The organism is Rhodoferax sp. SPJ4, assembly GCF_058216275.1.
Genome location: NZ_JBYZMN010000001.1, coordinates 1286284 through 1310277 on the forward strand (window position 1 = coordinate 1286284; position 23994 = coordinate 1310277).

At 67.6% G+C, this 23994-nt stretch carries 14 protein-coding genes; 4 read left to right on the plus strand and 10 right to left on the minus strand.

From position 1 onward, the window contains the following. Positions 1-3: 3 nt before the first annotated feature. The 8 genes from truB to AC4BAR_RS06365 all read right to left on the minus strand — a co-directional run bounded on the left by truB (position 4) and on the right by AC4BAR_RS06365 (position 11558). Positions 4-966, minus strand: coding sequence for a tRNA pseudouridine(55) synthase TruB (gene truB / locus AC4BAR_RS06330; protein ID WP_490626958.1), 963 nt, complete (start codon positions 964-966; stop codon positions 4-6). Positions 967-968: 2 nt separating this feature from the next. After that, on the minus strand, positions 969-1340 hold the full coding sequence (gene rbfA, locus AC4BAR_RS06335) for a 30S ribosome-binding factor RbfA (RefSeq protein WP_490626959.1): 372 nt from the start codon (positions 1338-1340) through the stop codon (positions 969-971). Next, the gene (gene infB, locus AC4BAR_RS06340; RefSeq protein ID WP_490626960.1) at positions 1340-4216 is read right to left on the minus strand and encodes a translation initiation factor IF-2; all 2877 of its coding nucleotides are present in this window, start codon (positions 4214-4216) and stop codon (positions 1340-1342) included. The genes rbfA and infB overlap by 1 nt, the downstream gene beginning before the upstream one ends. Before the next feature lie 24 nt (positions 4217-4240). Then, positions 4241-5743 (minus strand): transcription termination factor NusA, encoded by a 1503-nt coding sequence (gene nusA / locus AC4BAR_RS06345; RefSeq protein ID WP_490626961.1) that lies wholly within the window; start codon positions 5741-5743, stop codon positions 4241-4243. 18 nt (positions 5744-5761) lie between these two features. Next, entirely contained in the window at positions 5762-6388 is a 627-nt protein-coding gene (gene rimP, locus AC4BAR_RS06350; protein WP_490626962.1) for a ribosome maturation factor RimP, read from the minus strand. Positions 6389-6596: 208 nt separating this feature from the next. Next, the gene (locus AC4BAR_RS06355) at positions 6597-7556 is read right to left on the minus strand and encodes an alpha-E domain-containing protein (RefSeq protein WP_490626963.1); all 960 of its coding nucleotides are present in this window, start codon (positions 7554-7556) and stop codon (positions 6597-6599) included. A 29-nt stretch (positions 7557-7585) separates the two neighbouring features. Next, positions 7586-9043, minus strand: a complete 1458-nt coding sequence (locus AC4BAR_RS06360) for a circularly permuted type 2 ATP-grasp protein (protein WP_490626964.1) — start codon at positions 9041-9043, stop codon at positions 7586-7588. Positions 9044-9125: 82 nt separating this feature from the next. After that, entirely contained in the window at positions 9126-11558 is a 2433-nt protein-coding gene (locus AC4BAR_RS06365; RefSeq protein ID WP_490626965.1) for a DNA internalization-related competence protein ComEC/Rec2, read from the minus strand. 103 nt (positions 11559-11661) lie between these two features. Between AC4BAR_RS06365 and AC4BAR_RS06370 the strand changes: the two genes are divergently transcribed. The 4 genes from AC4BAR_RS06370 to AC4BAR_RS06385 all read left to right on the plus strand — a co-directional run bounded on the left by AC4BAR_RS06370 (position 11662) and on the right by AC4BAR_RS06385 (position 19512). Next, a complete protein-coding gene (locus AC4BAR_RS06370) occupies positions 11662-15150 on the plus strand; it encodes a transglutaminase family protein (RefSeq protein WP_490626966.1) in 3489 nt (1162 codons plus the stop codon). Positions 15151-15309: 159 nt separating this feature from the next. Continuing rightward, the gene (locus tag AC4BAR_RS06375) at positions 15310-18051 is read left to right on the plus strand and encodes a circularly permuted type 2 ATP-grasp protein (protein WP_490626967.1); all 2742 of its coding nucleotides are present in this window, start codon (positions 15310-15312) and stop codon (positions 18049-18051) included. A 1-nt stretch (position 18052) separates the two neighbouring features. Beyond that, positions 18053-18973: a transglutaminase family protein gene (locus tag AC4BAR_RS06380; protein ID WP_490626968.1), complete on the plus strand. Its 921-nt coding sequence runs from the start codon at positions 18053-18055 to the stop codon at positions 18971-18973. 71 nt (positions 18974-19044) lie between these two features. After that, positions 19045-19512: a RidA family protein gene (locus AC4BAR_RS06385; RefSeq protein WP_490626969.1), complete on the plus strand. Its 468-nt coding sequence runs from the start codon at positions 19045-19047 to the stop codon at positions 19510-19512. 9 nt (positions 19513-19521) lie between these two features. Here AC4BAR_RS06385 and parC read toward each other — a convergent pair whose 3' ends face one another. Together parC and AC4BAR_RS06395 are read right to left on the minus strand one after the other, a co-directional pair. Next, positions 19522-21948: a DNA topoisomerase IV subunit A gene (gene parC / locus AC4BAR_RS06390; RefSeq protein ID WP_490626970.1), complete on the minus strand. Its 2427-nt coding sequence runs from the start codon at positions 21946-21948 to the stop codon at positions 19522-19524. Positions 21949-21976: 28 nt separating this feature from the next. Next, positions 21977-23947: a DNA topoisomerase IV subunit B gene (locus AC4BAR_RS06395; protein WP_490626971.1), complete on the minus strand. Its 1971-nt coding sequence runs from the start codon at positions 23945-23947 to the stop codon at positions 21977-21979. Positions 23948-23994 lie beyond the last annotated feature (47 nt).

Below are 23994 nucleotides of genomic sequence, written 5' to 3' on the forward strand. Positions count from 1 at the left end.
GTGTCACACGGTCGCGTGTGGTCGGTTTTCTAAAATCTGTTGGATGTCGATGGGGCTGAGCAGGCGGTCGGGAATCAGCTCCCGCGCGGTGATGTGGGCCACGCCCAGCAAGGCGTCGGGCGCCTGGCCGAACACCGCCACCGCAGTCGCGTCGGGCAAATCGACCCGGCGGCGCAGGCCGCTCAGAAAGCGCCCCGCATTGTCGGTGTCGAGTGTGACCCGCGTGTGGCTGGCCAGCAGCGACTCCACCGGCAGCAGGCCGTCCAGCCGCTGGTCCTCGCTCATGGCTTCCAGTTCGGCCATGGTCACGCACTGGGCTTCGCTGAAGTCTCCGGTGGCCACACGGCGCAGGGCACTCAGGTGGCCGCCGCAGCCCAGAGCCTCGGCAATGTCTTCGCCCAGCGTGCGGATGTAGGTGCCCTTGCTGCAGGCCACCCGCAGGCGCAGAAAGGGCGCATCGCATTGCAGGTCCACGTCCAGCAGTTCCAGGTCATGGATCACCACGGCCCGCGGCGCACGCTCGACGGTTTCACCCTGGCGGGCGTACTCGTACAAGGCCTTGCCATCCTTCTTGAGGGCGCTGTGCATGGGCGGCACCTGCTCGATCGGTCCCATGAAACGGTCCAGCACCTCGACCACCTGGCCCAAGGTGCAGGTCACTGGGCGGGTGTCAATCACCTCGCCCTCGGCGTCGGCGGTGCGGGTGCGCACACCCAGGCGCACCGTGGTTTCGTAGGTCTTGTCGGCGTCCAGGTGCAACTGACTGAACTTGGTGGCGGCGCCGAAACACAGCGGCAACACGCCAGTGGCCAGCGGGTCCAGCGTGCCCGTGTGGCCGGCCTTTTCCGCCCGCAACAGCCACTTGGCCTTTTGCAGCGCATCGTTGCTGGAGAATCCCAGCGGTTTGTCAAGCAACAACACCCCATGCACAGGGCGCCGCTGCACCCTTGTGCGTGGCGCGTTCATGCTCAGTCGTCCTTGGCGCGCGAGGAAACGGCCTTGGCGATCAAGGCGTTCATGTCGGCCGCACGCTCGGTGGTGCGGTCAAACAGAAAGTGCAGCGTCGGCACGGTATGGATGTGCAAGCGCTTGAACAGGCCGTTGCGCAGGAAACCAGCAGCCTGGTTCAGGGCCAGCTCGCATTCCTGCGGGTTGCCCACCAGCACGCTGAAGAAGACCTTGGCGTGGGCGTAGTCGGGGGTGACCTCGACCGATTGCACCGTGACCATGCCCACCCGCGGGTCTTTCAACTCGCGCGCGATCAACTCCGTCAGATCGCGCTGGATCTGATCGGCCACCTTGAAGCTGCGGTTGGGGGCAGAGGTCTTGCGGGCCGGCATCAGAGCGTTCTCGCGATTTCCTTGATTTCGAAGAACTCCAGCTGGTCATTGACCTGGATGTCGTTGTAGTTCTTCAGCTTGATACCGCACTCGAAGCCCTCCTTGACTTCGCGCACATCGTCCTTGACGCGCTTGAGCGACTCCAGCTCGCCGGTGTAGACCACCACGTTGTCGCGCAACAGGCGGAACTTGGCCGAGCGGTTGACCATGCCGGAGGTGACCATACAGCCAGCCACGGTGCCGATCTTGGAGGCCACGAACACGGTGCGGATTTCCGCGGTGCCGATGACTTCTTCCTTCTTGTCCGGCGTCAGCATGCCCGACATGGCGACCTTGAGTTCGTCCACCGCGTCGTAAATGATGCTGTAGTAGCGCAGGTCCACGCCATTGCTCTCGGCCAGCTTGCGCGCGCCGGAGTCGGCCCGCACATTGAAGCCGATGATGACGGCCTTGGAGGCGATCGCCAGGTTGACGTCCGACTCGCTGATGCCGCCCACCGCGGTGTAGACCATCTGCACCTTGACCTCGTCGGTCGACAGCTTCAGCAGCGACTGGGCCAGCGCTTCCTGCGAGCCTTGCACGTCGGCCTTGACGATGATGGGCAGGGTCTTGACCTCGCCCGCCGTCATGTCGGAGAACATGTTCTCCAGCTTGGCGGCCTGTTGCTTGGCCAGCTTGGTGTTGCGGAACTTGCCGGCACGGTAGGTGGCGATTTCGCGCGCACGGCGCTCGTCTGTCATCACCATGAACTCGTCGCCGGCCTGCGGCACTTCGGTCAGACCCTGGATTTCCACCGGGATCGACGGACCTGCGGTCTTGATGGAGCGGCCGTTCTCGTCCAGCATGGCGCGCACGCGGCCAAAGGTCTGGCCGGCCAGCACCACGTCGCCGGTCTTCAGCGTGCCGGACTGCACCAGCACCGTGGCCACCGGGCCGCGGCCCTTGTCGAGCTGGGCTTCGATCACCAGGCCCTTGGCCAGGGCTTCCACCGGGGCCTTCAGCTCCAGCACCTCGGCCTGCAGCAGCACCTGCTCCAGCAGCTCGTCGATGCCCTGGCCGGTCTTGGCCGACACCGAGACGAAGGGCGACTCGCCGCCGTACTCTTCGGGCACCACTTCTTCGACCACCAGTTCCTGCTTGACGCGCTCGGGGTTGGCATCGGGCTTGTCGATCTTGTTGACCGCGACCACGATGGGCACACCGGCCGCTTTCGCGTGCTTGATGGCTTCCTTGGTCTGCGGCATCACGCCGTCGTCGGCCGCCACCACCAGAATCACGATGTCGGTGGCCTTGGCACCGCGGGCACGCATGGCGGTGAACGCCTCGTGGCCGGGGGTGTCGAGGAAGGACACCATGCCACGCGGGGTTTCCACATGGTAGGCACCGATGTGCTGGGTGATGCCACCGGCCTCACCGGCCGCCACCTTGGCGCGACGGATGTAATCCAGCAGCGAGGTCTTGCCATGGTCCACGTGGCCCATGACGGTGACCACCGGCGCGCGCGGCAGCGACTCGGCCACCTGACCGGACACGTCGTCGTCGGTGAAGGCTTCCGGATCGTCCAGCGCCGCCACCACCGCGGTGTGGCCCATTTCTTCCACCACGATCATCGCGGTGTCCTGGTCCAGCGGCTGGTTCATGGTGGCCATCTGGCCCAGCTTCATCAGGTGCTTGATGACCTCGGAGGCCTTGATGGCCATCTTGTGGGCCAGCTCGGCCACGGTGATGGTCTCGGGCACATGGACCTCGATGACGCGGGCTTCCACCGGTGCCGCCACCTGGTGGTCGCTGCGGTCGTTGCGGTCGTTGGAGCGACGGCCACGGGGACCACCGCGCCAGTTGGAGCCGCCACGGCCCACACCACCGCTGCTGTCGCCGCGGGTCTTGATTTCTTTCTTCTTGGCCGGATCGCCCGCCCAGCTGGACGACAGCTTGGCCGACTTGACTTCCTTGTTGGCGTCGCCAGTGGCCGGTGCGCCAGGACGCGCCACGGTGCTGGTGGCCGACTTGTGCAGCGTGCCCTTCATGCCAGGCTTGGCCGGGTCGACCTTGGCCACCGGCTTGACTTCTTCCGGCTTCTTGGCGGTCAACACCTTCTTGGGCGTAGCCATCATGGTGCGGATGGCGGCGGCTTCGGCCTCGGCCTTGCGGCGGCGTTCCTGCAGGTCGTTGGCGCGCGCGGCTTCCTCGTCGGCGCGGGCCTTGGACTCGGCGGCAACCTTCAGGCGGGCTTCTTCCTTGGCGGCGGCCTCGGCCGCCTGGCGCTGGGCCCGGGCTTCCAGAATGGAGGCGTCGTTCTGCGAGGCCTGGTCGGCCTTGGCTTCCTTCTTCTGGCGCTCGGCGGCCTCGTAGGCAGCGGCGCGCTCTTCGGCTTCGCGTTCGCGGGACTCCAGGGCCTCGCGCTGGCGGCGCTTTTCGGTCAGCTCTTCTTCCTGGCGGCGCAGCAGCTCGGCCTGGCGGCGCGCGTCTTCCTCGCGGCGGGCCAGCTCAGCATCGTCCACAGAAAACGGCGCGGCGGGCGTCACCGCCGCGGGGGCGTCTTCGACGGACGGGGCCACGGGCAGGTCCAGCTCGTCATCGCGCTTGATGAAGGTGCGCTTCTTGCGCACCTCGACCTGGATGGTGCGGGCGCGGCCGGTGGCATCGGCCTGCTTGATCTCGCTGGTGGATTTTTTCACCAGCGTGATCTTCTTGCGGTCGGCGGCCACGGTGCCGTGGCTGGCCTGCAGATGGCTGAGCAGGCGTTGCTTGTCGACGTCGGTCAGCGGGTCATGGGCGCTGCCCTTGGTGACGCCTGCGGCCTTCAGCTGGTCAAGCAGGGTTTCGGGAGATTTTTTGAGTTCACTGGCAAACTCGGCGACGGTGGTGCTGGACATATCTGGCGTTCCTGGTGATGGCCTTCATGATCCGGACTCTTCGGCGGCGTCGCTGGCGAACCAGTGTGCACGCGCGGTCATGATCAGGGCGGTGGCCTCTTCCGCAGTCTGGCCGGTGATTTCAGAGAGTTCGTCCGTGGCCAGGTCGGCCAGGTCGTCACGGGTGTTGACACCCGCCTCTTGCAATTGGGTCGCCAACTCAGGCGTCATGCCCTCGATGTCGCGCAGGTCCTGCGACACGCCCTCGGCGTCTTCTTCGCGGGCGATTTCCATGGTCAACAAGGCATCCTTGGCGCGCGAACGCAGCTCGGTCACCGTGTCTTCGTCGAAACCTTCGATTTCCAGCATTTCCTGCAGCGGCACATAGGCCACCTCTTCGAGGCTGGTGAACCCTTCGTTGATCAGGATGTCGGCGACTTCCTGGTCCACGTCGAGCTTCTCGGTGAACAGCGCGCGGATGGAATCGGTCTCGCTGGCGTTTTTCTCGGCCGATTCGGCCGCGTCCATGATGTTGATCTTCCAGCCGGTCAGGTCGGAGGCCAGGCGCACGTTCTGGCCGCCACGGCCGATGGCAATGGCCAGGTTTTCCTCGTCCACCACCACGTCCATCGCGTGGCGCTCTTCGTCCACCACGATGGACGACACATTGGCCGGGGCCAGCGCACCGATGACGAACTGCGCCGGGTCTTCGCTCCACAGCACGATGTCGACGCGTTCGCCGGCCAGTTCGTTGGTGACGGCGTTGACGCGGGTGCCACGCACACCGACACAGGTGCCAATGGGGTCCACCCGCTTGTCGTGGCTCAGCACGGCGATCTTGGCGCGCGAACCGGGGTCACGGGCGCAGCTCTTGATTTCCAGCAGGCCTTGTTCGATTTCAGGCACTTCGTGGCTGAACAGCTCGACCATGAACTCGGGCGCACTGCGCGACAACAGGATGGGCGCGCCACGCAGCGTCAGGTCCACCGACATGATCATGGCCCGCACCCGGTCGCCGGTGCGCAGGTTTTCCTTGGGGATCATCTCACTGCGCTTCAGACGGCCTTCGACCCGGCCGCTTTCGACGATCAGGTCACCCTTGTCCAGGCGCTTGACGGTGCCGACAAAAATCTTTTCGCCGCGCGACATGAAGTCGTTGAGCAGCATCTCGCGCTCGGCGTCGCGGATTTTCTGCAGGATGACCTGCTTGGCGGCCATGGCGCCGATGCGGCCGATCGGCACCGACTCCACGCCTTCTTCGATGTACTCGCCCTCTTCCACGTCGGCGATGCGCTCCTTGGCGTCCATCAGCAGTTCTTCGGCTTCGGGGTTTTGCAGGCCGGCTTCGTCCGGCACCACCAGCCAGCGGCGGAAGGTTTCGTAGGCGCCGCTGTCGCGGTCAATCGCCACGCGGATGTCCACATCCCCCTGGTACAGCTTCTTGGTCGCCTGGGCCAGCGCCGACTCCACCGCCGCGAACACCACGTCACGTTCGACGTTCTTTTCGCGCGAGATGGCATCCACCAGCATCAACATTTCGCGATTCATGACACAACTCTCCTGTAATCAGTGGGGAACGGACGGGTCGGCATGGTCGCCGTCCGCTGTTCCGCCAGGCGCGCCGGCCGGGCCGGCGCTTTTGGGCTTGCGCCCCTTGAAATCCACAATCGGTGCCAGACGTGCTTCGCGCACCTCGTCCAGCGTGAAACCCAGTGCCTGCAGCGGGGCCAGCGCGCGCTTGGCACTGACTTTTTGCCCGGGCTTGGCCACCGGCTCGTCGCGCCAGACGATCTGCCAGCCTTCACCCGCCTGCTCCAGCGTGCCGCGAAATTTCTTGCGGTTGGCAGCCACCTGGCCCTGGGCGGCCGCGCCCAGCGGTGCCTTCAGCGTGATGTCCACCACCTCGCCGGCGAAGCGCAGGTAATCCTGTTGGTGCCGCAAGGGCCGGTCGATGCCGGGCGAGGACACTTCCAGGCGCCGGTAGTCCACGCCGTCCACCTCCAGCGCAAACTGCAGCTGCCGGGTGACTTTTTCGCAGTCTTCCACCGTCACATAAGGATCGGCTCCGGTGGCCGAAGCCACCCACGGCAGGTCGATGGTGATGCGCAGCAAGCCCCCGCCGGAGCGCTCGATCTCCACCAGGTCGTAGCCCAGACCGGCCACGATGTTTTCAACGATTTGCTGCAATGCCACTGCTCAGATTCGACCTAAAACCGCACGATTCAAAAAACGATCGACCAAAAAAAACGGGCGGTAGATACCCGCCCGTTTGGTCGTGAAGCCTGCATTGTACCGCGGGCAATCCCTGATATCAATGCCCAGAGGGCCATTCCAGGCCTGGAATGGCCGGTTTGACGCCCGCAACGCGGCTTTTTTGGCGAAAAACCGGCGCCAAACCCGCTCAGGCCGAGCTGGGCAGCAAAAAGTCGCGGCTGATGTGGCTGCCCAGCTCGTTGACCCGGTCGAGAAATTGAGTCAAAAAGGCGTGCAAGCCGGTGGCCAGGATCTCGTCGATGCGCCCGTACTGCAGGTCGGCCCGCAGCTTGCCGGCCCGGCGCTGGGTTTCGCTGGCCTGGTCGCTGGTGACCATGGCCAGGTTGGACACCACCTCGTTCAGGCTGGCGTGCAGCGAGCGCGGCATGTCGGGCCGCAAAATCAGCAGCTCGGCCACCCGCTCGGGCTTGATCACGTCGCGGTAGACCTTGCGGTAGATCTCGAAGCCGGAGACCGAGCGCAGGATGGCGCTCCAGTGGTAGAAGTCGTACTCCTGATCCTTCTCGCTGGCCACGCCGAAGAAGTCGCTCTGCAGCGCGTGGAACTTCACGTCCACCAGCCGGGCGGTGTTGTCGGCCCGTTCCAGGAAGGTGCCCAGCCGCATGAAGTACAGCGACTCGTCCATCAGCATGGTGCCGACGGTGACGCCGCGCGACAAATGCGAGCGGAACTTCACCCACTCGAAGAACTGCGCAGGCTCTTCCTCGAACTCGCCAGCCCGCAGCATGCGGTTGAGTTCCAGCCAGGTCTGGTTCTGGGTTTCCCAGACCTCGGTGGTCAGCGTGCCACGCACCGCCCGGGCGTTCTCGCGGGCCGCACGCAAGCAGGAAATGATGCTGGACGGGTTGCTCTCGTCGCGCACCATGAAGTCCATGACATGTTTGGAGCGGATGTCGCCGTGTTTTTCCATGTAGGTGGGCAGCAGCTCGCTGATGCTCAGCAAACCCTTCCAGCCCAGCTCGGCCACCGCGGTGGACTGCGGCAACAAGGCGGTCTGGTAGTTCACGTCCAGCATGCGGGCGGTGTTTTCCGCCCGCTCGGTGTAGCGGGACATCCAGAAAAGGTGATCGGCGGTGCGGCTCAGCATAGGGTTTCCTTTTTGTTCTTGGTGGACTGTCAGACTTCCAGAATCCAGGTGTCCTTGGTGCCGCCGCCCTGGGACGAATTCACCACCAGCGAGCCCTCCTTCAGCGCCACCCGGGTCAGGCCGCCGGGCACCATCTGCACCTCCTTGCCGCTCAGCACAAAGGGCCGCAGGTCGATGTGGCGGGGTGCGATGCCGCTTTCCACAAAGGTCGGGCAGCTCGACAGGCTCAGCGTGGGCTGGGCGATGTAGCCGGCCGGGTTGGCCAGCAAGGCCTTGCGGAAATCCTCGATCTCGGCGGTGGTGGCGGCCGGGCCCACCAGCATGCCGTAGCCGCCGGCGCCGTGCACCTCTTTCACCACCAGGTCTTTCAGGTTGGCCAGGGTGTAGGCCAGCTCGTCCTTGTTGCGGCACATGTAGGTGGGCACGTTGTTCAGGATGGGCTTCTCACCGAGGTAGAACTCCACCATCTTGGGCACATAGGGGTAGATGGACTTGTCGTCGGCAATGCCGGTGCCCACCGCGTTGCAGATGGTCACGTTGCCGGCCCGGTAGGCACCGATCAAGCCCTCACAACCCAGCGTGGAGGTGGGCCGGAACACCGAGGGATCGAGGAAGTCGTCGTCCACCCGGCGATAGATCACGTCCACCCGTTTCAAGCCGCGGGTGGTGCGCATGTAGACAAAGTCGTCCTTGACCACCAGGTCCTGGCCCTCGACCAGCTCGATGCCCATCTGCTGGGCCAGGAAGGCGTGCTCGAAATAGGCGCTGTTGTACATGCCCGGCGTCAGCACCACCACCGTGGGTTCTGCCGTGGCCGGCGGCGCCGAGGCGCGCAGGGTTTCCAGCAGCAGATCGGGGTAATGGGCGACCGGTGCCACCCGGTGCTGGTTGAACAGGTCGGGGAACAGCCGCATCATCATCTTGCGGTTTTCCAGCATGTAGCTCACGCCGCTGGGCACCCGCAGGTTGTCTTCCAGCACGTAGTACTCGCCGCTGCCATCCGGGTTGGCGGCGCGCACGATGTCGATGCCGGCGATGTGCGAATAAATCTGGTTGGGCACGTCCACGCCCACCATCTCCGGCCGGAACTGCGCATTGCCCAAAATCTGCTCGGCCGGCACGATGCCGGCCTTGATGATTTCCTGGTCGTGGTAGACGTCGTGGATGAAGCGGTTCAGCGCATTCACCCGCTGCGCCAGGCCCTTTTCCATGGACGCCCACTCATTGGCCGGAATGACCCGGGGAATCAGGTCAAAGGGAATCAGCCGCTCGGTGCCGGCGCCGTCCTCGTCCTTGGTGCCGTACACCGCGAAGGTGATGCCCACGCGGCGGAAGATCATCTCCGCCTCTTCGCGTCGCTTGCGCATCATGTCGCCCGGCTGCTTGGCCAGCCAGGCGTCGTACAGCTTGTAGTGGTCTCGGATCTCCGCGCCCTGCGTGAAAAACTTGTAGGGCAAGGCGGTGTACATCTCGTCAAACTTTTGCATAGGGCACCATTTTTCTGTCTACAGCTTAGCAAGTTACAGGCCAACTGCCATGGTCGTCGCGGTCAAACCGGCCCTGCAGGCCTCATTCTGGCGGACTGGCGTGTCGCCAGTAGCGCGGCGCCACCAGCCGCTCGCAGCGGGGTGGCGCCGACGCCAGCGATGACCACCGCAACGCCCCGCAATGGGCCGAGTCCAACAAGGCCACGCCCTGGCCGCGGTAGCGCGCCACCACCTCGGCCGCCGGATGGCCGAAGCGGTTGCGGTAGCCGGCCTGCACCAGCGCCCAGCGCGGCTGGACCGCCGCCACGAAGGCCTCGGTCGACGAGGTCTTGCTGCCATGGTGGGGCACCAGCAGCAAGTCGGCCCGCAGCGCCGCGCCGGCCGCCAGCAGACTGGCCTCCTGGGCCGCCTCGATGTCGCCCACCAGCAGCGCCGCCTGCCGACCGTTGGCAATGCGCAGCACACAGCTCAGCGCATTGCTTTTGAGACCACGGTCTTCGTCACCGGGCTGGGGGTGCAACACCTCCAGCTGCACGCCGTCCCACTCCCAGTGCTGGCCGGCCACACAGCGGCGGGCCGGGCGCAGCGCCTGCAGCGGGTGGCTGGCCTCGATGGAGCTGAGCAACCCGGCCTGCGGCTGCATGGCCAGCACCGCGGGCGCGCCGCCGGTGTGGTCGAGGTCGCGGTGGCTCAACACCAGCAGGTCCAGTCGCTCGTTCAGCGCCCGCAACAGCGGCACCAGCACCCGGTGGCCAGCGTCGCTGTCGACCGAATAGCGCGGGCCGGCGTCGTACAGCAGGCTGTGGGTGGCGGTGCGCAGCAGCACCGCATTGCCCTGGCCCACGTCGGCCGCCAGCAGCTCGAATTCGCCCGAGCCGGGCCGGGCGTTGTGCCACAGCAGCACCGGCAACACCAGCGGCAGGCCCAGCAGCCGCAGCGCCAGCGGCCAGCGCATCACCAGCAGCAGGCCACCCGCCACCCCCAGCGCGCCGGCCCACAGCGCCGGGGCCGGCCGCGACAGCGTGGCTCCCGGCAGGCTGGCCAGCCATTGCAGCCCCTGGCCCAGGCCATCGACCGCACCGGCCGCCACCGTCCACAGCGGCGCAAACACCACCCCCAGCAAGGCCAGCGGCGTGACCACCCCCGTGACCCAGGGGATCGCCACCAGGTTGGCCAGCAGCCCCACCACCGAGACCTGGCCAAACAGCAGCAGGCTCAGCGGCGTCAGCGCCAGCGTCACCACCCACTGCTCGCGCCACAGCGCCGCCATGCGTGCCCGCAGAGCGCGCTGGGGCAGCGGCTCAGCGCCGGCGTCGGACGCGAACAGCACCGCCACCGCAACAAAACTCAGCCAGAAGCCGGCCTGCAGCAAGGCCCAGGGGTCGGCCGTCACCACCACCGCCATGGCCAGCAGCGCCACCACCGGCCAGGGCCAGCGCGCGCCAGCCAAGCGCAGCAGGCCGGCGGTGGCCAGCATCAGCACCGTGCGCTGGGCCGGCACGCCCCAGCCGCTGAACAGCGCATAGGCGGTGGCCAGCGCCAAGCCCCCAGCCAAGGCCGCCTGCGGCGCCGGCCAGGCCAGGCACAGCCAGGCGCTGCGCCGCCACAGCGCGCCCACCAGCAGCGCCGCACCCCAGGCGAACATGGTGATGTGCAGGCCGGAGATGCTCATCAAATGGGCCACGCCGGTGGCGCGGTAAATGTCCCAGTCGGCCCGCTCGATGGCGTTCTGGTCGCCAGTGACCAGGGCCGCCACCACGCCGGCCAGCCGCCGGTCGGCCACGGTGAGAAAAATCGCGTCGCGCACCGACTGCCGGGCCCGCTCCAGCGGGTGCCGGCCGCTGTCGCCCAGCCGCTGTGGGACCATGTCTTTGGGGCCATCGCGCACCGCGCCGGTGGCCTGTATGCCCTGCTCCCACCACCACAGCTCCACGTCAAAACCATGTGGGTTGACCTGGCCGTGCGGCGCCTTGAGCCGCACCGTGAATTGCCAGCGCTCGCCGGCCCGCAATGCCGGCAGCGCCTGCGCCTCTGGCGGTACGGCAGCGGCCGGGCCCCAACCGCCGCGGGCATACCAGCCGAGGTCGATCCGGCTGGGCACGGCTACCGGCGCTGCCCCATGCCAAGCCTGCTCAACGTCAAAACGGAAACGCCAGCCCCACTCGGTGCGCTGCGGCATCGCGGCCACCGTGCCACTGAGGCGCAGGTCCTGGCCCTCCAGTTCGGGTGCCAGCCGCTGGCCATCGAAGGCCTGGGCGCGCAGGCCCACACTGGCAAAACCCAGCACCGCGGCGAACAGCGCCGCCCAGGCCATCGCCAGCCATGGCCGCACCGGGGCCGGCCGCAGCCCACCCCAGGCCGCGCCGGCCAGCCCGGTCAGCGCCAGCCCGGCGTACACCGGGCTGGGCCACAGGCTGGGCTGCTGTAATTGCAACGCCGAACCCAGCACCCAGCCCAGCAGCGCCAGCACACCGGCGCTGGCGACAACCGAGCCCTGGACGGCGCGCTGTGGCATGGCGGGATGCTAATCGCCCGGCGCTTTGTCATCAACGGATGGCTCAGGACTTGCTAGGATGGGACAGGCGCCCCCGCCCCACCGAGCCGAGACCGAGAACCCCATGCCCATTCATGCCGCGCTGAACCACGTCACCCATTACCAGTACGACCGCCTGGTGGCGCTGGGCCCGCAGGTGATCCGCCTGCGCCCGGCCCCGCATTGCCGCAGCAAGGTCTTGTCGTACTCGCTGAAGGTTGAGCCCGAAGGTCACTTCGTCAACTGGCAGCAAGACCCGTTCGCCAACTACCAGGCCCGGCTGGTGTTTCCGGAGAAAACCACCGAATTCAAGATCACGGTGGACCTGGTGGTCGAGATGGCGGTCTACAGCCCCTTCGACTTCTTCCTCGAACCCTACGCCGAGCAGTTCCCGTTCAGCTATACCGCCGAGCAAAGCCAGGAGCTCACGCCCTACCTGGCCACCGAGCCCATGACGCCGCTGGTCAAGGCCTACCTCGACAAGATCGACCAAACCAAGGGCCGCACCATCGACTTCCTGGTCAAGCTGAACCAGCAGGTGCAGAGCGACATCCGCTACCTGATCCGCATGGAGCCCGGCGTGCAAACGCCGGAAGAAACCCTGGAGCTGGCGGCCGGCTCCTGCCGCGATTCCGGCTGGCTGCTGGTGCAGCTGCTGCGCCATTGCGGCCTGGCCGCGCGCTTCGTCTCGGGCTATTTGATTCAGCTGACCCCCGACGTCAAGGCGCTGGACGGCCCCAGCGGCACCACGGTGGATTTCACCGACCTGCACGCCTGGTGCGAGGTGTATTTGCCCGGTGCCGGCTGGATTGGCCTGGACGCCACCTCCGGCCTGCTGGCCGGTGAGGGCCACATTCCGCTGGCCTGCACGCCCCAACCCTCGGCCGCCGCCCCCATCGAGGGCGCGGTGGACGAGGCCGAGGTTGAGTTCAGCCACCACATGGCGGTGAGCCGCATCTATGAATCGCCGCGCGTCACCAAGCCCTACACCGACGACCAGTGGGCCGCGGTGCTGGCCTTGGGCGACAAGGTCGACCAGGAGCTGAAAGCTGGCGATGTGCGCCTGACCATGGGCGGCGAGCCCACCTTTGTGGCGGTGAGCGACCGTGACGCCGCCGAATGGAACACCGACGCGCTGGGCCCGACCAAACGCGGCTACGCCACCGCGCTGGTGCACAAGCTGCGCGACGAGTACGGTCAGGGCGGCTTCCTGCACTTTGGCCAGGGCAAGTGGTACCCGGGCGAGCAATTGCCGCGCTGGGCCCTCAACATCTACTGGCGCGCCGACGGCCAGCCGGTCTGGAAAAACCCCGATCTGTTCGCCGACGAGCGGGTGCCCAGCCACTACACCAGCGCCGACGCCGAGCGCTTCACCACGCTGCTGGCGCAGAAGATGGGCCTGCCCACCGACTTCATCACCCCCGGCTACGAGGATGTCTGGTACTACCTGTGGCGCGAGCACAAGCTGCCGGTCAACGTCGACCCCTTTGATTCGCGGCTCGACGACGAGCTGGAGCGGGCCCGGCTGCGCCGCGTCTTCACCCAGAAGCTGGACGCGGTGGTGGGCTATGTGCTGCCGCTGCAATCACCGTCGGGCGACGGCAGCGGCCCGCGCCTGCAGGGCGGCCGCTGGAAAACCGGCCCCTGGTTTCTGCGCGACGACCGCATGTACCTGATCCCTGGCGACTCCCCCATGGGTTTCCGCCTGCCGCTGGGCTCGCTGCCCTGGGTGCGGGACAACGAGTACCCCTATCTGACCGAGCGTGACCCGATGGACCCGGTCTTCAGCAGCAGCCCGCTGCCCAACACCGACCTGCTGCACAGCCGCTACGCGCCGCAAGGCCCGGCCGGCGACGCCCGGCGCGAAGCCAGCCGGCTGATGCAAATGCGGGGCGTCGGCACTGCAACAGGGGCTGCCGGTGCGGGCACTGGCCCTGCAGGCAGCCAGGCCGCGGCCACACTGAACTCGCCGCCTTCCCGTTTTGTGTCGGCCAGCGACACCATACGCACCGCGCTGTGTGTGGAGGCCCGCGACCCGCGCCGCGCCAACGGCCCCAAGGCCGAACAGCAAGGCCAGGCCTCGTGCATGCTCTACGTGTTCATGCCGCCGCTGGCCGAGGTCGACGACTACCTCGACCTGCTGGCCGCGGTGGAAGCCACTGCGGCCGAGCTGGGCGTCAAGGTGGTGCTGGAGGGCTACCCACCGCCACGCGACCCGCGCCTCAAATTGCTGCAGGTCACGCCCGACCCTGGCGTGATCGAGGTCAACATCCACCCGGCCTACAGCTGGGGTGAACTGGTGGCCCACACCGAATTCCTGTACGAGGCCGCGTTCGAAACCCGGCTGTCGGCCGAGAAGTTCATGACCGACGGCCGCCACACCGGCACCGGCGGCGGCAACCACTTTGTGATGGGCGGCGCCACACCGTCCGACAGCCCGTTTCTGCGCCGGCCCGAGCTGCTGGCCAGCCTGCTGCTGTACTGGCACAACCACCCGTCTCTGAGCTATTTGTTCAGCGGCATGTTCATCGGCCCGACCAGCCAGGCGCCGCGGGTCGACGAAGCCCGCAACGATCAGCTGTACGAGCTGGAGATTGCGCTGGCCGAGATCCGCAAGGCGCGCCAAAAACATGGCCAGGCCATGCCGGCCTGGCTGGTCGACCGCAGCCTGCGCAACATCCTGATCGACGTCACCGGCAACACCCACCGCAGCGAGTTCAGCATCGACAAGATGTACTCGCCCGACTCGGCCACCGGCCGGCTGGGCCTGCTGGAGCTGCGCGCCTTCGAGATGCCGCCGCACGCCCGCATGAGCATTTCCCAGCAGCTGCTGCTGCGCGCGCTGGTGGCCCGCTTCTGGAAAACCCCTTACGAGGCGCCCGCCGCCCGCTGGGGCACCGAGCTGCACGACCGTTTCCTGCTGCCCACCTTTGTGCAAATGGACTTTGCCGACGTCATTGCCGAGATGAACAGCGCCGGCTACGCCTTCGACCCCTCGTGGTTTGCGCCGCATTTCGAGTTCCGCTTCCCGCTGGTCGGTGAGGTCCAGGTCAGCGGCATCGAGCTGACGCTGCGCAACGCGCTGGAGCCCTGGCATGTGATGGGTGAGGAGAGCACCGCCGGCGGCACCGCCCGTTATGTCGACTCCTCACTGGAGCGCATCGAGGTGCGCGTCACCGGCCTCAACCCCAGCCGCTACGCCATCACCGCCAACGGCCGCGCGCTGCCCATGCAGCCCACCGGCACCGTGGGCGAGTACGTGTCGGGCGTGCGCTACAAAGCCTGGGCGCCGCCGTCGGCGCTTCATCCCACCATCGGCATCCACGCGCCCATCACCTTCGACATCGTCGACACCTGGATGGGCCGCTCGCTGGGCGGCTGCCAGTACCACGTGACCCATCCCGGCGGCCGCAGCTACGACACCTTCCCGGTGAACTCCTACGAGGCCGAAAGCCGACGCATGTCGCGTTTTGTCCGCATGGGCCACACGCCCGGCGTGCTCAAGGTCCCGCCGGCCACCCTGCATGTGCCAGGCAGCCGCGAGTTCCCGTTCACGCTGGACCTGCGCACCTGACCGGGCTGGCGGGTGAGCACCGAGCACCCACCCCCGCGGCCGGCCGACCTGGACCAGGCAGCCCACCAAGGGCCCAAAAGCGCCAGCTCCACGGCGCTGATGGGCCCTTGGCCCTACTGGGGCCATGGGACAATCGAGTCCTTGCCTGCCATGGACCCCATGCCCCACCCGCCCCACCCGTCGCTGTTTGACGGCAGCCAACCCGCCAGCGCAGCCGACATGGCCGCCGCCCTGGCGCCGTCCGCGGTGGCTGGGCATTTTGACGAGCTGCGTGGCCACACCGCCTCCCCGCTGGTGGGCGTTGCCCCGGTGGCACCGCCGCCCGCACCGGCACTGACCGTGGCCACCCCGGCCTCGCAACGCCAGACCCAAAGCCAGTCGCAATCGCAATCCAGCCCGACAGCCGCGCCCTCGGCCCTCGGTGATGCGGCCGCATTGACGCCCGGCTGGAAGCATTTTTTCACCCACATCGGCACCGATGGCCTGCTGGATTTGAACCGCCGCACCGCGCTGCTGGGCCGGCAGATCCGCGACAACGGCGTCACCTACAACGTCTATGCCGATAGCCACGGCCCCCAGCGCCCCTGGTCGCTGGACCTGTTTCCGCTGCTGATCGACCCCGCCGGCTGGGCCCAGATCGAGGCCGGCGTGCGGCAGCGGGTGGGCCTGCTGGAGCAGGTGCTGGCCGACGTGTACGGACCCCAGCGCCTGCTGACCGAGGGCCTGCTGCCCACCGCGCTGGTGCAGGGCCACCCCGGCTACATCCGACCCATGTGTGGTGTCACGCCGCTGGGCGGCACCCATTTGCATGTGGCGGCGTTCGATCTGGCCCGTGGCCCAGACGGTAACTGGTGGGTGGTGTCGCAAAGCACCCAGGCCCCGTCCGGCCTGGGCTACCTGCTGGAAAACCGGCTGGCGGTGTCCCGGCTGTTCCCCAAGGCCTTCGAGGGCCTGCATGTGCAGCGGCTGGCCAGCACCTACCGGGCACTGGTCGACAGCCTGAAGCAGATGAGTGGCGCTGGCGCCGATGCGCACATTGCGCTGCTCACCCCCGGCCCCTACAACGAAACCTATTTCGAGCACGCCTACCTGGCCCGCTACCTGGGCCTGACCCTGGTCGAGGGCAACGACCTCACCGTGCGCGACCAGCGGGTCTACCTGAAAACCCTGCGTGGCCTGGAGCCGGTGCACGGCCTGCTGAAGCGCCTGGACGACCCCTTTCTCGACCCGCTGGAGCTGCGCGCCGACTCGCGGCTGGGTGTGCCCGGCCTGTTGCAGGCCATCCGCGCCGGCAACGTGCTGGTGGCCAACGCACCCGGTTCGGGTTTTCTGGAATCGGCCGCGCTGCTGGGCTTTTTGCCGGCACTGTGCCGCCAGCTCACCGGGCAAGACCTGCAACTGCCGGCCCTGCCCACCTGGTGGTGCGGCGAACGGGCGGCGATGGAAGACGCCCTGCCCCAGCTGCGCAGCAGCGTCATCAAGCCCACCTACAGCGGCTCGCGCCAGCAGGGTTCTTTCCATGCGGTGCTGGGGCGCAACCAGTCGCGCCGCCAGCTCGACGAATGGGCCGGCCGCATCATGCGCCAGGGCGACGAGCACACGGTGCAGGCCTATTTGCCACTGTCGCAAATGCCCACCTGGCGCCCTGACGCCAACGGCGGCTCGGGCGGCCGCATCGTGCCGCAGTCGGTGTTGCTGCGGGTGTACGCGGTGTCCGACGGCCCCCAATCCTGGCGCGTGCTGCCCGGCGGCCTGGCCCGCATTGCCGGCTCCGACGCCGGTGTGGCGTCCATGCAGCGTGGTGGCAGCAGCGCCGACTGCTGGGTCATGGCGCCCGGCGCGGTGGACACCACCACGCTGCTGCCCAGCCCGCAGGCCCTGGCCTCGGCCGCCCTGCCGCATGGCCGCCGGCTGGTCACCAGCCGCGCCGCCGAAAACCTGTTCTGGCTGGGCCGCTACACCGAACGCACCGAAAACAGCATCCGGCTGGCCCGGCTGACACTGGAGTCGCTGAACGGTGAAGACCAGTCCTCGCAGCCGCTGCTGCAGTGGCTCAGCGGGCTGGTCCAGTCCAACGGCCTGGTCGACCCGGCCGTGCCGGCCGCCACCGCGGCAAGGCGGGTGTTCGAGCGCTCGCTGGTGGCCTCGCTGGCCAACTCCGACGACTGCCGCAGCGTGGGCTACAACCTGCGCGCCACCAAACTGGCGGCCGCCGCGGTGCGCGAGCGGCTGTCGCAGGAGCAGTGGAAACTGATCGTCCGCACCGAGGCCGAGATGTTCGAGCGCGGTGCGGCGCTGCGCAGCCCCGGTGACTCCGGCACCAGCGCGGCGCTGCAGATGCTGGAATCGGCCAGCCTGAGCCTGGCCGCGGTGACCGGCGCCCAAACCGACCGCATGACCCGCGACGACGGTTGGCGGCTGCTGAGCCTGGGCCGCCACATCGAGCGGCTGGGCTTTTTGTCGGCGGCGCTGGCCTCGGCGGTGGAAGACGGCGCGGTGCACGACGAGGCCGCCTTCGAGGCCCTGGTGGCGCTGTTTGACAGCACCATCACCTTCCACGCCCAGTACCAGCAACGGCGCGACCTGCCCGCGTTGCTGGAGTTGCTGGTGCTGGACCGCGAAAACCCCCGAGCCCTGGGCTGGGTGGCGCAAAGCCTCAAGAGCCGTTTGGCCAAACTGGACGGCGCCGCGCCGGGCGAGTTGAGCCCGCTGGGCATGGCCGTGCCCGACCCCGGCCAGTGGGACATGGCCGAGCTGCTGTACCCCGATGCCGACGGCCAGCACACCACGCTGGTGGCCCAGCTGCGGCAATGCGGCAGCGGCGCCTGGCACATTTCCGACCGCATTGGCGCCCAGTACTTCACCCATTCCGGCGAAGCCGAAACCAGCGTGGGGGCCTGAGGTGAAGCTGCGGGTGGTTCATGAAACGGCCTACGCCTACGAGCCGGCGGTGAAAACCGCCCAGCACATGGCCTGTTTGCGGCCGGTGGACACGCCCTGCCAGCAGTTGCTGAGCCACAGCCTGCAGATTGAGCCGACGCCCCAGACGGTGACCGAACACACCGACGTGTACGGCAACCACCGCAGCTTTTTCTCGCTGCAGGCGGCCCACACCCGGCTGGTGGTCACCGCACACAGCGAGGTGGCCACGCTGGCCCCCGAGCCGGTGGACCCGGCCCAGGCCGGCCTGGCCTGGGAGCCGGTGCGCGAGCGCATGCGCTACCAGGCGAGCCACCCCTACGAGCCGGCGGCCGAGTTCGCACTGGCCTCGCCGCTGGTGCCGCGCCACGACGCCTTTGCCGACTACGCCCGGCCCTGCTTTGCGCCGGGCCGGCAGTTGCTGGAGGCGGCCCAGGCGCTGATGGCCCGCATCCACACCGACTTTGCCTACGACAGCGCCAGCACCGAGGTCCACACCCCGCCACTGGAGGCGCTGACGCTGCGGCGCGGTGTCTGCCAGGACTTTGCCCACATCATGGTGGCCTGCTGCCGCAGCCTGGGCCTGCCGGCCCGCTACGTCAGCGGCTACATGCTCACCGAGCCACCGCCCGGCCAGCCCCGACTGCTGGGCGCCGACGCCTCGCACGCCTGGGCCGCGGTGTATCTGCCCACCGGTGACGGTGTGGGCCGCTGGCTGGACTTCGACCCCACCAACAACCGCGCCCCCGGCCAGGACTACGTGACCCTGGCCACCGGCCGCGACTACGGCGACGTGTCACCGGTGCGCGGCGTGATCCACGGCGGCGCAGACCATACACTCACGGTGCGCGTCACCGTGGCGCCTGCCGATGCGCCGGAGATGGCCACCGCCGACAGCCAGTGAGGTGGTTTGGCGGCGATCGCGCCAGCCGGTGGCCCCACCCATTTTTTGACCTCCACCCTTTCGAGCCCGCCATGAGCGTCTACACCACTCTTGAACAGTTGCAGATCACCCTGCCCCCGGTCGCCACCCCGGCCGCCGCCTACGTGCCCTTTGTGCAATCGGGTTCGTTGGTTTATTTGAGCGGCCACATCGCCAAGCGCAACGGCGCGGTGTGGACCGGCCAGCTGGGCCGCACCATGGCCACCGCCGAGGGCCAGCAGGCCGCCCGCGCCGTGGCCATCGACCTGCTGGGCACGCTGCAGGCCGCGCTGCAGGCCACCGGCCGTGACCTCAACAGCGTGACCCGCATCGTCAAGCTCACCAGCCTGGTGAACTCCAGCCCCGACTACACCGAACACCATTTGGTGACCAACGGCTGCAGCGAACTCATTGGCCAGGTGTTTGGCGCCAAAGGCGCCCATGCCCGCAGCGCCTTCGGCGTGGCCCAGCTGCCGCTGGGGGCTTGTGTGGAGATCGAGATGATTGCCGAGGTGGCCTGAGCGCCAGGCTCACTCCACCCGCGTCACCGCCGTCGGCTTGAAGCCCAGGTCCGCCAGCTTGCCTTTGCGGCCGCGTGGGCTGCGGGCGTTGTTCAGGCTGCGGATTTCCAGGGTTTCGTCCCTGGCCTTGCCACCACGGCCGATGCCGTCGATGCGCACGCTGCGGGTGTAGGCGGCAGCGCCGGCCAGGCGGTCTTTGTCGTCCAGGTCGATCAGCATCAGGCCGCGGCCGCCGCCGGTCATTTGCTTGAGCTCGCTGATCTCAAAGGTCAGGAAGCGCCCGCCGGTGGACGCGCAGGCCACATGGGTGGCGGCCGCCAGCGGCGTGCCGCCACTGCCACCGCCCACCAGCGAGGGCGCACAGGGCACGTCGCCCTCGTTGCAGGTGAGGAAGGCCTTGCCGCCCTTCTGCCGCGACACCATGGCCTCCACCGCGGCCAGAAAACCGTAGCCGCCCGAGCTGCTGAGCAGCAGCACCGCGCTGGCCGGGCCGGCAAAGTAGTGCGCAATCTGGGTGCCGGATTCCAGCTCGATCAGCGTGGTCACCGGCTGGCCGTCGCCGCGGGCGCCGGGCAAGGCGGCCACGGGCACCGAATACACCCGGCCATTGCTGCCCCACACCAGCAGCTGGTCGACGGTGCGGCACTCGAAGGCGCCGTACAGGCCGTCGCCGGCCTTGAAGTTGTACTCGGTGGGGCCGCTGTCCTTGGCGTTGTCTTTGGGGGCTTCTTTCCAGCCCTTCATGGCCCGCACCCAGCCCTTTTGCGACACCACCACCGTGACCGGCTCGTCCACCACCTTGACCTCGGCCACGGCTTTCTTCTCGGCCTGGATCAGCGTGCGGCGGGCGTCGGCAAACAGCTTGGCGTCGGCCTCGATTTCTTTGACCATCAGCCGGCGCAGCGACGCCGGGTTGCCCAGGATTTCTTCCAGCTTTTGCTGTTCGTCGCGCAGGTTTTTCAGCTCCTGCTCGATCTTGATGGCCTCCAGCCGGGCCAGCTGGCGCAGCCGGATTTCCAGGATGTCTTCGGCCTGGCGGTCGCTCAATTTGAAGCGCTCGATCAGCGCGGCCTTGGGCTCGTCCGCGTTGCGGATGATGGCAATCACCTCGTCGATGTTGAGCAACACCAGCTGCCGGCCCTCGAGGATGTGGATGCGGTCCAGCACCTTGTCCAGCCGGTGGCGCGAGCGGCGCTCCACCGTGGTCTGGCGGAAGGCAATCCATTCCAGCAGCATCTGGCGCAGCGACTTCAGCATGGGTTTGCCGTCCAGGCCCACCATGGTGAGGTTGATGGGCGCCGAGGTTTCCAGGCTGGTGTGGGCCAGCAGCGCGGTGATGAGTTCGCTTTGCTGGATGCGGCTGGTTTTGGGCTCGAACACCAGGCGCACCGCAGCGTCTTTGCTGGACTCGTCACGCACCAGGTCCAGCACCGCCAGCATGCTGGCCTTGAGCTGGTTCTGGTCCTGCGTCAGCGCCTTTTTGCCGGCCTTGATCTTGGGGTTGGTGATTTCCTCAATTTCTTCCAGCACCTTCTGGCTGCTGACGCCGGGCGGCAGCTCGGTCACCACCAGCTGCCACTGGCCGCGGGCCAGCTCTTCGATCTTCCAGCGCGCCCGCACCTTCAGCGAGCCGCGGCCGTTGCGGTAGGCGTCGGCGATGTCGGCGGCCGGGCTGATGATCTGGCCACCACCGGGGTAGTCGGGGCCGGGCACCAGCGCCAGCAGTTCTTCTTCGGCCAGCTTGGGGTTCTTGACCAAGGCCACACAGGCGTCGGCGATCTCGCGCAGGTTGTGGCTGGGGATTTCGGTGGCCAGGCCCACGGCGATGCCGCTGGCGCCGTTCAGCAGCGTGAAGGGCAGCCGGGCCGGCAGTTGCTTGGGTTCTTGCGTGCTGCCGTCGTAGTTGGGGATGAAGTCCACCGTGCCTTCGTCGATCTCGTCGAGCAGCAGGCTGGTGATGCGGGCCAATCGGGCCTCGGTGTAGCGCATCGCGGCCGCGCCGTCGCCGTCGCGGCTGCCGAAATTGCCCTGGCCGTCGATCAACGGGTAGCGTTGCGAAAAGTCCTGCGCCATGCGCACCAGCGCGTCGTAGGCGGCCTGGTCGCCGTGCGGGTGGAAGCGGCCCAGCACATCGCCCACCACGCGGGCGCTTTTGACCGGCTTGGCGCCTGTGGCGCCGTTGGGTCCGCCAAAACCCAGGCCCATGCGCGACATGCTGTACAGAATGCGGCGCTGCACCGGCTTCTGGCCGTCGCAGACATCGGGCAGGGCCCGGCCCTTGACCACACTCAGCGCGTACTCCAGGTAGGCGCGCTGGGCATAGGTGGCCAGGTTGAGGTTGTCGTCACCGTCGGTGGGGCCGGCGGGCGGCGTCGGGGGCACGGGTGGTTGCGGCGGTGCGCCGTCGGGGAAATCCAGGGTGGCTTGGTCGCTCATGGCTTGTTCAATTGGGTGGGCGGGGGCGTCAGACGTCGATGTCGACCGCGTCGCCATGCAGTTCCATCAGTTCGCGGCGGGCGGCGGCTTCGCCCTTGCCCATCAGTTTGGTGATCAAGGCCTCGGTGCCGGCAAAGTCCAGGTCGCCCAGCTGCACCGGCAGCAGGCGGCGGGTGTCGGGGTTGAGCGTGGTGTCCCACAGCTGCTCGGCATTCATCTCGCCCAGGCCCTTGAAACGGCTGATGCTCCAGGCGTTTTCTTTCACGCCCTCTTTGCGCAGCTTGTCAAGGATGGCGGTGAGCTCGCCCTCGTCCAGCGCATAGAACTTGGCGGCCGGCTTTTTGCCGCGCGCCGGCGCATCGACGCGGAACAGCGGCGGCCGCGCCACAAACACATGGCCGGCCTCGATGAGCTTGGGGAAATGGCGGAAGAACAGCGTCAGCAGCAGCACCTGGATGTGTGAGCCGTCCACGTCGGCGTCGCTCAGAATGCAGACCTTGCCATAGCGCAGGCCAGTGAGGTCAGGGCTGTCGTTGGGGCCATGCGGGTCCACACCGATGGCCACCGCGATGTCGTGGATTTCGGTGTTGGCAAACAGCCGGTCGCGCTCCACTTCCCAGGTGTTGAGCACCTTGCCACGCAGCGGCAGGATGGCCTGGCTTTCCTTGTCGCGGCCCATCTTGGCGCTGCCGCCGGCCGAGTCGCCCTCGACCAGGAACACCTCGTTGTGGGCCAGGTCACGGCTTTCGCAGTCGGTCAGCTTGCCGGGCAGCACGGCCACGCCCGAGCCCTTGCGTTTTTCGACCTTCTGGCCGGCGCGCTGCCGGGTCTGCGCGGCCTTGATGGCCAGCTCGGCCAGCTTTTTGCCGTAGTCCACATGCTGGTTCAGCCACAGCTCCAGCGTGGGGCGCACAAAGCTGGACACCAGGCGCACCGCGTCGCGCGAGTTCAGCCGCTCCTTGATCTGGCCCTGGAACTGCGGGTCCAGCACCTTGGCGCTCAGCACATAGCTGGCGCGGGCGAACACGTCTTCAGGCAGCAGCTTGACCCCCTTGGGCAACAGGCTGTGCAGCTCGATGAAGCTTTTGACGGCGTTGAACAGGCCGTCGCGCAGGCCGCTGTCGTGGGTGCCGCCGGCGCTGGTGGGGATCAGGTTGACGTAGCTCTCGCGCACCGGTGCGCCGTCCTCGGTGAAGGCCACACACCATTGCGCGCCTTCGCCTTCGGCAAAGGACTCGTGGCCGCTGTCGGCAAAACCCTCGCCCTCGAACAGTGGAATCACCGGCTCGCCGTTCAGCGTCTGCGTCATGTAGTCGCGCAGGCCGCCCTTGTACAGCCAGACCTGGCTGTCCTTGGTTTTCTCCTGCGCCAGCGTGACCGTCACGCCGGGCATCAGCACCGCCTTGCTGCGCAGCAAATGCGTCAGCTCGGTCATGGGCAGGACGCTGGACTCGAAGTACTTGGCGTCGGGCCAGGCCCGCACGCTGGTGCCCTGCTTGCGGTCGCCCTCGGCGGCCGGCCGGGTGGAGAGCAGCTCCACCACATCGCCACCGGCGAACACGATGCGGGCCACCTGGCCTTCGCGGTGGCTGGTGACTTCCAGCCGCTTGGACAAGGCGTTGGTGACGCTGACGCCCACGCCGTGCAGGCCGCCGGAGAAGCTGTAGGCGCCGCCCTTGCCCTTGTCGAACTTGCCGCCGGCGTGCAGCCGGGTGAACACCAGCTCGACCACTGGCGCTTTTTCCTCCGGGTGCAGGCCAAACGGGATGCCGCGGCCGTCGTCGTCCACGCTGACCGAGCCGTCGGCGTGCAGCGTGACCTTGATCTTCTTGCCGTGGCCGGCCAGCGCCTCGTCGGCCGCGTTGTCCAGCACCTCCTGGATGATGTGCAAGGGGTTGTCGGTGCGGGTGTACATGCCTGGCCGCTGCTTGACGGGCTCCAGGCCCTTGAGCACACGGATCGAACTTTCAGAGTAGTCGCTGGGGGGTTTGGTGGCCATGGTGCTGTCGAGTGAAGCGGCGATTGTAGCCACGCGCCCTGAAAACC

Bases quoted from the DNA above. Each gene is read 5' to 3' on its own strand.
- AC4BAR_RS06385 (WP_490626969.1), top strand. From the start codon at position 19,045: ATGAGCGTCTACACCACTCTTGAACAGTTGCAGATCACCCTGCCCCCG.
- AC4BAR_RS06365 (WP_490626965.1), bottom strand. From the start codon at position 11,558: ATGCCACAGCGCGCCGTCCAGGGCTCGGTTGTCGCCAGCGCCGGTGTG.
- AC4BAR_RS06360 (WP_490626964.1), bottom strand. From the start codon at position 9,043: ATGCAAAAGTTTGACGAGATGTACACCGCCTTGCCCTACAAGTTTTTC.
- infB (WP_490626960.1), bottom strand. From the start codon at position 4,216: ATGTCCAGCACCACCGTCGCCGAGTTTGCCAGTGAACTCAAAAAATCT.
- AC4BAR_RS06370 (WP_490626966.1), top strand. From the start codon at position 11,662: ATGCCCATTCATGCCGCGCTGAACCACGTCACCCATTACCAGTACGAC.
- AC4BAR_RS06375 (WP_490626967.1), top strand. From the start codon at position 15,310: ATGCCCCACCCGCCCCACCCGTCGCTGTTTGACGGCAGCCAACCCGCC.
- rbfA (WP_490626959.1), bottom strand. From the start codon at position 1,340: ATGCCGGCCCGCAAGACCTCTGCCCCCAACCGCAGCTTCAAGGTGGCC.
- nusA (WP_490626961.1), bottom strand. From the start codon at position 5,743: ATGAATCGCGAAATGTTGATGCTGGTGGATGCCATCTCGCGCGAAAAG.
- AC4BAR_RS06395 (WP_490626971.1), bottom strand. From the start codon at position 23,947: ATGGCCACCAAACCCCCCAGCGACTACTCTGAAAGTTCGATCCGTGTG.
- AC4BAR_RS06355 (WP_490626963.1), bottom strand. From the start codon at position 7,556: ATGCTGAGCCGCACCGCCGATCACCTTTTCTGGATGTCCCGCTACACC.
- parC (WP_490626970.1), bottom strand. From the start codon at position 21,948: ATGAGCGACCAAGCCACCCTGGATTTCCCCGACGGCGCACCGCCGCAA.
- truB (WP_490626958.1), bottom strand. From the start codon at position 966: ATGAACGCGCCACGCACAAGGGTGCAGCGGCGCCCTGTGCATGGGGTG.